10 protein-coding genes and 1 pseudogene are annotated in these 11,431 nt (G+C 52.3%); 7 read left to right on the forward strand and 4 right to left on the reverse strand.

Translation table 11 applies throughout. The features are described from left to right. Nucleotides 1-714, forward strand: a 714-nt coding sequence (locus tag G3I74_RS01460; RefSeq protein WP_164209440.1) for a DDE-type integrase/transposase/recombinase, incomplete at its 5' end; no start/stop codon positions are given. A 53-nt stretch (nucleotides 715-767) separates the two neighbouring features. After that, the gene (locus G3I74_RS16275; RefSeq protein ID WP_203594455.1) at nucleotides 768-899 is read left to right on the forward strand and encodes a WCX domain-containing protein; all 132 of its coding nucleotides are present in this window, start codon (nucleotides 768-770) and stop codon (nucleotides 897-899) included. A 186-nt stretch (nucleotides 900-1,085) separates the two neighbouring features. On the opposite strand, the gene G3I74_RS01470 is transcribed toward G3I74_RS16275, so the two are convergent. From G3I74_RS01470 to G3I74_RS01480, 3 genes are all read right to left on the reverse strand, one after another. Further along, nucleotides 1,086-2,828 carry a GmrSD restriction endonuclease domain-containing protein gene (locus tag G3I74_RS01470; protein WP_164209479.1) on the reverse strand — a complete coding sequence of 581 codons (1,743 nt, stop codon included), beginning with the start codon at nucleotides 2,826-2,828 and terminating at the stop codon, nucleotides 1,086-1,088. A 193-nt stretch (nucleotides 2,829-3,021) separates the two neighbouring features. Continuing rightward, nucleotides 3,022-3,816 (reverse strand): ADP-ribosylglycohydrolase family protein, encoded by a 795-nt coding sequence (locus G3I74_RS01475; protein ID WP_164209482.1) that lies wholly within the window; start codon nucleotides 3,814-3,816, stop codon nucleotides 3,022-3,024. A 550-nt stretch (nucleotides 3,817-4,366) separates the two neighbouring features. Then, nucleotides 4,367-4,837, reverse strand: coding sequence for a DUF6998 domain-containing protein (locus G3I74_RS01480; protein WP_164209484.1), 471 nt, complete (start codon nucleotides 4,835-4,837; stop codon nucleotides 4,367-4,369). A gap of 740 nt (nucleotides 4,838-5,577) precedes the next feature. Here G3I74_RS01480 and G3I74_RS01485 point away from each other — a divergent pair. After that, nucleotides 5,578-7,431, forward strand: a complete 1,854-nt coding sequence (locus G3I74_RS01485) for a M12 family metallo-peptidase (protein WP_164209487.1) — start codon at nucleotides 5,578-5,580, stop codon at nucleotides 7,429-7,431. A gap of 40 nt (nucleotides 7,432-7,471) precedes the next feature. Here the strand turns inward: G3I74_RS01485 and G3I74_RS01490 are convergent, their stop codons facing one another. After that, on the reverse strand, nucleotides 7,472-7,762 hold the full coding sequence (locus G3I74_RS01490) for a hypothetical protein (RefSeq protein ID WP_203594456.1): 291 nt from the start codon (nucleotides 7,760-7,762) through the stop codon (nucleotides 7,472-7,474). Nucleotides 7,763-8,144: 382 nt separating this feature from the next. Here G3I74_RS01490 and G3I74_RS01495 point away from each other — a divergent pair, with 382 nt between their 5' ends. From G3I74_RS01495 to G3I74_RS01510, 4 genes and pseudogenes are all read left to right on the forward strand, one after another. After that, on the forward strand, nucleotides 8,145-8,960 hold the full coding sequence (locus G3I74_RS01495) for a hypothetical protein (protein WP_164209493.1): 816 nt from the start codon (nucleotides 8,145-8,147) through the stop codon (nucleotides 8,958-8,960). A gap of 3 nt (nucleotides 8,961-8,963) precedes the next feature. Beyond that, entirely contained in the window at nucleotides 8,964-9,926 is a 963-nt protein-coding gene (locus G3I74_RS01500) for a right-handed parallel beta-helix repeat-containing protein (protein ID WP_164209495.1), read from the forward strand. A gap of 682 nt (nucleotides 9,927-10,608) precedes the next feature. Then, nucleotides 10,609-10,992: a transposase gene (locus G3I74_RS01505; RefSeq protein ID WP_164209498.1), complete on the forward strand. Its 384-nt coding sequence runs from the start codon at nucleotides 10,609-10,611 to the stop codon at nucleotides 10,990-10,992. Continuing rightward, nucleotides 10,989-11,431 (forward strand): annotated as a pseudogene (locus G3I74_RS01510) (IS3 family transposase); the annotation flags it as partial. The gene G3I74_RS01505 and the pseudogene G3I74_RS01510, both read left to right, overlap by 4 nt.

Here is an 11,431-nt window from a genome sequence, read left to right on the forward strand (position 1 = left end):
GAGGCCACGGCACCCAACCAGATCGTGACCTGGGATATCACCAAGCTGCCGACCCTGACCCGAGGGCTTTACCTGAACCTCTACGTCATCCTGGACCTGTTCAGCCGCCGCGTGGTCGGCTGGATGGTGTCGCGCAAGGAGAATGCCGGTCTGGCCCGGCACATGTTCTCCGAGGTTCTGAACCGACGCCAGATCGCCACCGAAGGGCTCATCGTCCATCAGGACCGCGGATCACCCATGATCGCCCACAGCTTCGCTGAGCTCTTGTCAGGCATGGGCGTGGAGCAGAGCTTCTCTCGACCCCGGGTCAGTAACGACAACGCCTTCAGCGAGAGTCAGTTCAAGACCACCAAGTACTGGCCCAGCTACCCGGGTCGGTTCCGGGATGAGGCGCATGCCCGGCAATGGTGTCAGGTCTTCTTCCCGGCCTATAACCGGCGGCCGCACGAGGGGCTGGCCCTGTTCACGCCGGAGGATGTCTATACCGGTCAGGTCAAGACGGTCTGGCAAATACGGCAGGCGGCGATGGATCGGCACTATGCCGACCACCCCGAGCGCTACGTCAATGGACCACCCATCGTCAAGCGACCGCCAGAACGAGTTTGCATCAATCCCGACGATGGACAGCCGGCCGAGCAGGTCCTGGCTGACCCGGAAAGCTTCAAAACCGTACCAACCCCGGTCAGCCTCGAGCTACCCGAGGTTGTTACATAGAAAAATGCGCCGATCTGTTGGAAAAAGGTTGACACGTTCCGCTGCGCGCCAAGGTGCTCCATTCGCAGCAGCTGGAATGGTGGTTGATGGGTTTTGGCGAGAAGGTTGAGGTGATTCGACCGGTTGCTCTGCGCAGGCGATTAGCTAGGCAATTCGAGACTCTATATAGGCGATACAGCGACTAGGGCGAACTAGTCAACATCAGTTTGGCCCAGGGCGCTATGGGAGTTATCGAAACTATGTTAACTGTGAAACCTCGAATTCTTTGATCTGCACCAGCAGGCCGCGTGTGCGCTGTCGTTCTCGGCGACGCACGCGCATAGCGCTATCACCTTGCCTTTTCCATTACCGGGTTATGGTCATTAGGGTCATTAGTGCTTGAGCAGTCTTTTGAATTCTGCTACCAGCAGTTTCTCCCTTTCTGTTATGAATCGCCTGAAATTCTCAAATGAGAGGTCAATGTCTGGGATAAAGTGTCTTTCCATATATGCCTGTCGTTTTTCTCGATCGGGATACTTCTCTTTTATCCATACATCAAATTCTCGGCCAGATTTTTCCTGGTTAGGAACGCCCTCGAGGAGCTGTAAATTGGCTATACAGTTACACTTCTCAAGATAGAAATCAATATCTTCAGGTGGAATTCCGTGACTTTCAATTTCCTTTCGCGTAAACAACTTTTTTGGGAATATGTGATCTTGATGGAACTTATTTTTGAAGTCTAGTGCGGGGTATATGAACGCAAGAGCCGAATAGGTATACGGTTGCCCGTATTTATAACAGAGAAGATTGTCGATTTCATCATCATCGAAGGATATAGCCTTAGGAGTGCCTTTTAATCTATTCACTATTTGATCTAACGGGAAGTCATCACTGGCATCATTGATCACATCACGAATGGGTCTAAGCACATTGTCTGGTTGTCCGCTAAACGTTCTTTTCAAGAGGACTTTCACTAGCCACTTAAAAATTCTCTGTCTGTCTCTCTGAAATTTAGCTGATTCCGCGAAATTTTCAGGACTTCCGATTTTATAAAGGTAACTAGCTATAGGGATAAGAGCATTGCTTGAAGTTAATGAGTCTCTGTGATAACCAAGGGATGAAGCGAGGACTATCGCCGACTTAATTGCTTTTGTGATATTTTCCCAGTGTTTTTCAATAATAAGCATGTTTTTTTGATTAAAGTTATCAACTTTAAATGCAATATCTCTAAATCCAGACAACACCAAGCAGCTTTTTAATACAAAGTCTTTGTTAAAATTAAACCCATCGCCAGTGGCGTTGATTTCGTCCACAAAAGATATGATTTCCTCTCTGGCGTCTCTCTCCCGCCATTGTGCAGTCGCTATCGAAAGCAGCAAATCAGAGTAGCTAAGTTCTGTCCCACCGCTATTGACGCGGACGAAGATATTCAGAACCTTGTCAAGACTCTCTCCTTTTTCTAAAAAGAAGTTAATTGATCTAGTCTTGTGAATAGCCTCATATAGTTTATAGAGCGATCTATTGGCAAATCTGAACTCGTCGTCACCGCGTGCTTGCAGTCTATTTTCGATAAGATACTCGTTGATATTGATCATCTCACTAAAATTAAGAATGTCACTTACGACAAACCAAAACTGTCCATCGTCATTTTGTTTCGCTTCTTTGTCCGTGAGGAATCTAAAATCATATTCCAAATTGAAATCGGTAGCAGGCGCAAGCAAGTTCAAGCATAGCCGTCGTTTAGGGAAGGCGTCGTCGTTACCCCATCTCTTTCTCGGCAGTTTATAGGCGTAGGTACCCCTCAGGCCAATATATAGTGAAGTCAGCCTCTGCTGACCGTCCAGTATCGCAGTAACATCATGCTCCCCGTCAATATTTGCTTTTGGGTTACGCCTGTTGTCTCTTTCATGGTATTCGCGTATAAATTCATAAAACTGATACTTCGCGATATTGACTTTATCAACTTGCCAGAACAGGAAAGAGTTTATTGGATATTCCCTCATCAATGAGTCAAAGAGCCTCTCAATCTGATCCGCCCCCCAAACAAACTCGCGCTGAATGGCCGGAAGTAAATACTTCTTCCTATGTAGGCTATCAACCGCTTCTTTGATTGTTATTGGTTCTACAAACGCCATTTGGAGCTCTCCCTCTGGTTGCCTTGACACGTCGATATCAACGAGTTTACTTCGTCAGTATGGGTATAATAATCCACTTTCGCATTCCTCTGCACTTACTTGTCGGAGTTTGCCCTCTAGCTTATCGCTGCTCAGTTTAAAAGCATTCCTGGTCGCATGAACACAAAGATCATGTTTCTGAATCCACTAATTATCAACGAACAACCCCTGCCCATCTGACCCCCGGTTGTCGATACAGCGCTTGCAACATAATGCGCATGTCATCAGAAAGGTAGGCCCAGCCTTTCTGAGCAATCTCTTCCGGAATGCCGAACAAGGCTTCGGCCACGCCGCCGGCGATAGCGGCGACGGTATCGCTGTCGCCTCCGATGGAGATGGCATTGCGGATGGCGTCCTCAAAGTCTGTTGCGGTCAGCGCGCAGACCAGGGCCTGGGGCACAGTCTCCTGGCTGGATTCGTTGAAACGGTAGGTTGGGCGAATGTCGTCCGGGGTGCGATCCAGGTGGTAGCCGAATTGCTTGGTTACAGCGGCGCGAATCGAGTCGGCATCCAGCCCGGCCCGCGCCAGGTAGATCGCCAGCGCGGTCGCCGCACCGCCCTTCATGCCTTCCGGATGGTTGTGGGTCACCTCGGTGACATGGTGCGCCAATTGAATGGCTTCGTCTTCGGAGGTGGCCAGCAGCCCCGCCGGGGAGACGCGCATGGCCGCCCCGTTGCCGTAGCTGTTGTAGGGCTCGAGCGAGTCGGATAGTAGCCAGCGCGAGAACATTCCGCCCCAGCCGCCGTTCTCCCAGTAGCGCCGTCCCCAGTACTTCAGGCTTTCGCCGGGGTGGCGCTGATTGACCAGCGCATCGGCGACCGCCACCGTACAAATCGAATCGTCCGTGTAGAAGGCCTTTGGGTGGAACAGCGGGTCGAAGTCCTTCCTGCGGACGTTGTCCCACTCGTACACCGAGCCCACGATATCGCCAATGATCGCCCCAAGCATGGGACTAGGGTACCTGACCCTGCCATAGGTTAATCCGCGATCTGCTCGCCTCGGGGTTAGACTTTGGTCTGTCGGGTTAGGCAATCGATTGAAGGCCATACTTCTGGCATTGGAGTAGCGCACGGAGCCTTGCATTTAGCCATCAGATGGTTGCCAGCAAGCTCCGTAGGAAAGGCTCCAACCGACGGGCGGGTGCGGCGCGCCTGGCAGGGCTGGCGTCGGCGCCCAAGCCCCTGCGGCATCTGTGCACGGGCCATGCGAGCCTGAGTCGGTCTGACCGACTGACGTCGTGCCTGACTAATCCCGCTGGCGTGATCCTGGTCGGCTGGCACCTGACTTGTCCCGATCCCACTGGTGCAGTTTGTCAGCTCGGCTCGTTGGTGTCTGTAGGAGATTTGCTCGCTATTGAGTAGGAACTTGCCACCACTGAAGGGCAGGGCGGTTATGCAATTTGGGTTCTGGGCGACACAAAGCCTGCACTGGGCGGGCACAGTTATGGATTGATTTGGCTCCCGGGTCGGATTCGAACCAACGACCCAGTGAGCGACACTCAGACAGGCGGTTGCCTGACCACCGGAAGTCGCTCGTCGCTGCCAACGAGTTCAGCGATTCTCAACAAGGTGGTCAGCGTGATCCGTCGCTGGCCGTTTCTCTGCATCCGGCCTGCCTTTTCCCAAGCGGGTCCGCCGGGGCCGTTGTACACGACGCTAATGACGCGGCCCTTGGGGCGCTGAAGGACAATCAGATGCTCAGGCTGTTCCCGTAGCCCGATGGCGCCCCCCTGGGTGAGTTTCACCTCGACTCGCCGCCCGTCTGGCGCAACGGCGTCATGTCCGGCTGTAGAGGCTGGGTTTAAGGTCAGATCGAACATGTAGGCCGCGACAACCTCGCCGATACTGCCAACCAGGTGGCCATCAGGGGTGAACTTCCGGCACGGGAATTGCCGCTCCAGCGAGTCAACAGCTGAGTAGAGGCTGTCCAGGTGGCGGGCGACGGCGCCCCAGTCGATCTGGTTGTCCATGCCTCATCCTACCAAGCGCAGGCCCCAGTGATGTTTCCCACAATCCATCGCTGGGCACTAGTCCTTTCAAGTCGGTTTATTTCCCCGATGAGATTATTGGTTCGAGGATTCAATTCAGTAACCTTGGTAGAGCCGGCCTGGGCTGGTCGGGCAGCGGCAGACTATCTTTTAGGGCATGACCAGCACCTCGAGCCGGTTGCCGCATCGAAAGGCCAGTCCATTGCACCGGAAATCCTTGAACTTGAGAAGCTTTGCGATAAGCTTGTAGACGGCCATGGGGGCTTACCTCCTGTGTTGTTTGTTCGCCAAAACAAAACTGTACAGGAGGCTCCATGGCCTCTCAAATCAGACCGGATCAGCCCTGAAACCCGTTGCGAGATTCGGATAGACCCCAATATATCGCTCTTGGGCGCCACCTCCAAATGAGCGACACACTTCCCAGGCGCTGAGCTAACTGCCGGGCGTTACTGGTCACGGGAAACGGGAGTTTTGCAAGTTCTCGGCGAACACCGTTTCATTAATCAAAGAAAAGGCTGGCGCGAGCTTGAAAGATAGAGCCTCGTCACATAAACTCCGACCAGAAGAGTGACTCACAAAGCCCCTTACCTTCCTCAGCTTAGTTGGTAGTGATGCATGATTAGCTGTTTCCAGACCGGTGTTTAAAGGGGGCGCTTGCAGAGGATTGCGCTTGGAAGTAGCAGCACGAATGCAAGTCAGCATAAAAAAAGGATTTTTGCCGAATGATTGCTTATGCACGCCGTACACGAACCGCCTTATGCATGTTGACAGTCTCATTATTATTTTCTTTTGCATTAGCATCCGCTTCTCAACCGCGATCAGGATCGATCGATTTCACGGCTGACGATCTGATTACGCGAACAGAAATCGAGATCACATTCCCGGACGGCACGACGAGAAAGCTCATTAAAGAGCGAGTTGTAGAATACGGTGATGGCGAATATGTCTGGATCGGCAACGAACTCGGAAGCCCATCCAACTCAGTGATCCTTTCTGTTGCCGATGGCGCCATTGATGGACTCTTCGATGGCTTCAAATTCCTGTCGTCGATAGCAGTGGACGCCGATTCCGAGGCCACTGTAGAAGAGTTAAATCCGAGCGATTTTCAGAGAGAAGGAGAACCCGTCGTTCCGGAGGAAGTGCCCTCTATCTTCCGAGATCGATTTGAGGAGGGGTCAGAGAGTGGAATAACTTTAGAGCGAAGCGCGTGTACCGATAGCGCTGCAAATATACGAGTATTGGTTGCTTATACCGATCAAACCGCGGCAGCTACCAACAGCGTACAGGCTCTAATCAATCGAATGATTGAGCAGGCAAACCTTTCGTTTCGTGATTCGCGCCTATATACGGATGCGGGGAATACGCAATTCATCCAGCTAGAATTAGCGCACATCATGAGAGTAGATTATCCTGACCAATTTGTTGAAGGAGACAAAGCTAATGAGGCCGCGCAGAGCAGCGCTTTAAATCACTTGAGAAGGAAAAACAGTGGCCGTCTAGATGCGGTACATCATGCACGGGATTGGCATGCTGCTGACATAGTCGTGCTTCTCGTCAACAACTTTGGTTCGGGCGTAGCGTATCTCGCCGCAGATCAGCTGTTTCGGCCAGACGAGTATGCCTTCGCAGTTGTGAATCGGAGTCAAATCAACGCACATACATTTACCCACGAAATCGGCCATATTTTTGGCGCAAAACATGAGCGAGCTGAGCATTTTGTTTTGCCGTGGCAGTACCAATTTGGGCATGTTGATGTAGCTGGTTTTCAGAGGACAGTGATGTCATACGGCGCAGAATGTACTGATGCTAACAAGTTCTGCTTCCGACGGGCTATATTTTCGAGCCCCGATCTTACTTATTGGGACGGACGAGTAGCTGGTTCCAGTGGAGAAAACAATCGGCGCAAAATGATGGAGAACGCGCAAAAAGTTGCTTGCTTTCGTGAGAGCCAAGAGACCGGCCCGTCTGAAATAACCGTGAATATAAGAGGATCAATTTTATCCATAGAAACAACCACTCCCAACGGGGGTACGGTTCCACAAGATTTAACTGATATCATCCAAGAAGGGGATAGTGTAGAGGTGCAATATACATTTAATTGGCCAGCAGAGGATTTCTCAGACGACCCCAATGTTGGTTGGTATAGGGAAGCGGTGGTTGACTTTCGGGTGCTTATTACAGGAAGCAACGGATATTCATATTCTTGGAACTCTCCCGGTGCATCAGTCCAAGTGGATAGCCTCGATAGATTAGATAGACTCATTGTCATCACTGGAGGACCTATTGCACCAGTTTTTGGTACGCCAGTTTTCGGGAATACCCCAAGCTATCAACTTGTGTATGGAAACCCATACGACGGTCCGTTCCTGGGCGAGAGTATCGATATTCCCACTTCAGGTTTTCTTGGTCTTAGAGGCTCCATTGTTATTCAATACAACGATGCTAACGCCAGCGGCGAGTTCGTCAACACCCGAATTATTTTCACAACGACGTCAGTTTCCACAGCCGATCAGACTGGCTTCGACCAGCTAGCCGCCACAAAAAAAAGGCTATATCCGGATCTCGCAAAGCCCTGATCGCCCGCATCGTCTCATCAGATTGCCTGTGAGGGCGTTTTCATAGTGTGCGGAACCGAGCTGGAATTGGCCCAGGCAGATCGAGGTCTCCGACGCTCAGGTAAATCATGTCGGAAAACGCATCCAGATGGCGGAAGCCACTGGCCCGATTCTTGACGATCTTGACGATGCGATTGAGCCCTTCCGGACCGCAAGGCGTCTCGTGGCGCTCGTCCATGGCCGCGGGCAGGCGGAAGTCCTCGACCATGTAGCGGCCGGCAAAGTCCATTACGGTGCGGTGCTGGCGCTGTAGCCGTCCGTTGGGGCAGTATTGACCGATCAAGCCCGTCATCTGCTGGCGAGAATACCCGCTGACCTTCATCCGGTAGCGGATCAACACACCCTTGTGCCGGCGCGGGCAGGTCAGCTAGCAAAATCGGGCCAACTGGCCCTGAATCCAGCGGTACCCGGCGTCCTTGTCGCTGATCACCGTTAAGGCCACAGCTTGGGTCCCACTCAGGAAATCCTCGAGTTGCCCACCGTCGTCAAATCGTCGAGCTTCATGATGGCTTTCATCCTCCATCATGAACAAAACCTCAGGCCGGCTTCAGACTCATTTCATGTTGGAAACAGCTCGGGATGTACTTCCACGACATCGCGTGATACCTTTCGGTGAACGGGTGTTGAAGTTGCCAGTACTTTTTCATGTTTTGGTGAAATGAATGGGGAGAATCGTGAAAAAACGTTCGCTGACAGTCTGGGGTCTGGTCCTTCAGGCTATTTTTTTATTTTCCTTTGTTTGGCTACCAGGCCATGCCTCAGCCAAGACCACATTCAACCAATACTCCATTACGCTTGACATTTGGCACGATACGCCGGTGGGCCCACTTGCGCCCGGGGATATTTTGTCTTACCAGGCAGGCTCATTTAAAATACAGCAGGTAAATATGCCGCCAGCTGTAAAGATTCAAGCACTGGGTAGAAAGGATGGTGACTCCTTCATCGTGCCTGACGTAACTTTTTCAAAGGGTGGACAGGTATTTACTCCTCGAGACATTCTGCGCGTCTCCCCTGATGGGGAGCTTGGGATGTTTGCAAGCGCGGAAAGTCTTTTACTGGAGCCACCTTCAAAAATATCCGCAATTGCATTTATGGACGACGACCTCGTCGTCGTGCTCGACACGGTCGTTCAGATCAGCAACCAGGTTTTCACGCCGCGAGATTTGATTCGATATTCAGCAGGCGTCCCGCACGCTTTTTTCATTGGCCAAGATTTCGATATCCCACAGTCCGCCAGAATAGTTTCGGTGGATGTCACAGGCTCAGGTCAACTATTGCTTTCCTTTTCGAGCACGATCTCACTTAACGGTCAAGTCATTCGAGCGTCCGATATAGTATCTGTGAGTCTACAGAATGACAGCACCATCACACTAGCTGCGAAAAGAGAATTAATGCTTGGAAGCTGTGCGGAATGCCGTCTAGGTGGCTTTTCGGCAACCATAAACGAAGATGTGATTTTTCGGACACGTTTTATCGATTTCTGGAGATAGCATATGAAAACACTGATTCTGTTGATTGCAGTTTTCGCGAACGTCTTTGGTTGGTCCATTAGCCTCGCAAGCGATGGAGCACTTGAGATCAACCATGCCTGCGTTGAACTTGGCTGTTTTCCAGGAGATGGCCCCGGATTGCCAGTTGAGGTAAGAGTTCCGGGTAAATACATTCTAACTAGCAATATCGAAACGTCTGATCCTGATGCAACGGTGCTATCCATTTTTTCGAACAATGTAAGACTTGATCTAAACGGATTTACGCTCAAAGGTCCCAACCAATGTGACTTGGGTTCCGGAAGCTGCTCGCCAGGAGGTTCGGGCCGCGGCATTAATCTAGTTGGAGGCGAGTCGGCTATCTCCGGGCTGCATGTTGTTAATGGCCAAGTCGATGGTTTCGGCAATTACTGCATGACTGTTGGTGCGTCTGGCTTTGCGGCTGATATAACGGCAAGCAATTGTTTTGCGGGATTGGGGGTCGCACGTGGGTCCGTGGCCGAAAGGGTTAAAGCTGTCAATAATCTCTTTGGTATCGACATGCTAGCTGAAGCAATTATCCGAAACTCCTCAACAATCGATAACATCATCAACGGAATTCAAATCAATTCTTCGTTGAGAAGAGGAATCATAGAAAATTGCCTGATTATCGGTAATGGAAGCCATGGAATTCAAGCTTTTAGCCCAACTCTTATTACCGGGAATCTTATTTCTACAAACCTGAATGGCATCTATTTTTCGGGTGCGGCGGCAGGTAGCAGCGCTATTGATAATGTTATCCAGGGGAACGAGAATGCGGGAGTTCTGGTGAACTCGCTGGATGGCACTGCTGGTATCAGTTTTTCCAATAACTCATTAAGCTCAAACGGCTCCGAACCATTCGAGAGTCAATTTATCTTTGACGATCCGGCTAGAATTATCGAGCTCACACCTAACCTATGCCATAGCAGTGCTCTATGCCTGGAATAATAAGGGGAAGGGTTGGCCTCTGTTAAAAATGAGCGTGTCTCCTACTCCCAGCCCCACCACCGGCGGAACGTGAGCAATCAGCGCTCAAATCATTCAGTTAGCCCTTGGTATTTAGTCCGCTTGGTCTGTAGCTGATGTTGATTTTGAGGACGGCAGTAAGGCTTTGCCTATCAAACATCGACTTCAAGGGTGGCGGTCACTTGTGCTTGCGGAATGTCCACGGCGCACATCAGGTCCATGGCGCAGTCGCCAAGCGCCGCGGTACCCCCGATAAGGGAAGTTCGAGAAAATCTCAGCGATCACGTTTAATTCTGATGATCGCTTCGGGGTGCCAAAGAACCGGGACATCTACGCCGCCGTGAACACCACGGACCGCTTCATCGTGCTGATGGCCGCAGCGCTTAGACACCGGTTTCGTTTTCATTAGCTGATGCCGGAACCCAAGCGGATTTCCGGCATCCTTGGCGCTGGCCTGATTCCCGATTGCAAGGACGGACTGGCGGACCGTCGGGCGTACAGCGCTTGCTCCAAGGCATCAACCACCCGTCTCGGCACAACTGGCAATCAGCGGATGAAAAATCCGCATATCGGTGGTTCGATTCCGCCCTGTGTGTCAACATCCAGTCCAACAGTCTCTGATCGGTTTTATCTGTAACATTCAGGGCGCTAACGGAGTGGAAACATGTCTGATTCCAATGAAGTCGTCACCGATCCGAGACTGGAAAAACGCACCCGTCGTCGGTTCAGCGTAACCGAGAAGAAGCGCTTGCTGGCCGAAGTTGATGCCCTGGACCACGGCGACAAAGGCGCCTGGCTGCGGCGCAAGGGTCTGTATGCCGGTCAGCTGTCGAACTGGCGCAAGGAGTTGGCCGAGCACGGCGAGGCCGGTCTGGCCGCCCGCAAGCCCGGTCGCAAGTCTGCCGATCCACGCGACAAGGAGATCGAGCGCCTGAAGAAAGCCAATGCCCGTCTGGAGAAACGGGCCTACGTGGCTGAGCAACTGGTGAGCCTGCAAAAAAAAGTCCTTCACCTGTTCGAAACCGACAACAACGAGCCGAAATCATGAGCGCCTTGCAGTCACTGCCAAAGGGCGTTTCCAAGGTGGCGGCCTGCCGGGCCCTGGCGATCCCGCGCCATTGGTGCTACCCGGATCCTCGTCGGCGCTATCAGCGCAAGCCCGAGCCTGCACTGGGACGTGGCTTGAGTCCAGCCGAAGATCAGGCGCTGCTCGATCACTTGCACTCTGAGCGCTTCCAGGATGCCGCACCCCGCCAGGTCTATGCCACGCTGCTCAGCGAGGGCGAGGTCGTCGCCTCGGTCGCGACCATGTACCGGCGCCTGCGAGTGCGTAAAGAGTGCCGCGAGCGGCGCAACCAGCGCCCGGCCCAGCACCATGTCAAGCCGCAGCTGGAGGCCACGGCACCCAACCAGATCGTGACCTGGGATATCACCAAGCTGCCGACCCTGACCCGAGGGCTTTACCTGAACCTCTACGTCATCCTGGA

Source organism: Wenzhouxiangella limi, from assembly GCF_010499265.1.
In the GTDB taxonomy this organism is placed as follows: Bacteria; Pseudomonadota; Gammaproteobacteria; order Xanthomonadales; family Wenzhouxiangellaceae; genus Wenzhouxiangella; species Wenzhouxiangella limi.

Bases quoted from the DNA above. Each gene is read 5' to 3' on its own strand.
- G3I74_RS01505 (WP_164209498.1), top strand. From the start codon at position 10,609: ATGTCTGATTCCAATGAAGTCGTCACCGATCCGAGACTGGAAAAACGC.
- G3I74_RS01475 (WP_164209482.1), bottom strand. From the start codon at position 3,816: ATGCTTGGGGCGATCATTGGCGATATCGTGGGCTCGGTGTACGAGTGG.
- G3I74_RS01500 (WP_164209495.1), top strand. From the start codon at position 8,964: ATGAAAACACTGATTCTGTTGATTGCAGTTTTCGCGAACGTCTTTGGT.
- G3I74_RS01485 (WP_164209487.1), top strand. From the start codon at position 5,578: ATGATTGCTTATGCACGCCGTACACGAACCGCCTTATGCATGTTGACA.
- G3I74_RS01470 (WP_164209479.1), bottom strand. From the start codon at position 2,828: ATGGCGTTTGTAGAACCAATAACAATCAAAGAAGCGGTTGATAGCCTA.
- G3I74_RS01490 (WP_203594456.1), bottom strand. From the start codon at position 7,762: ATGACGGGCTTGATCGGTCAATACTGCCCCAACGGACGGCTACAGCGC.
- G3I74_RS01480 (WP_164209484.1), bottom strand. From the start codon at position 4,837: ATGGACAACCAGATCGACTGGGGCGCCGTCGCCCGCCACCTGGACAGC.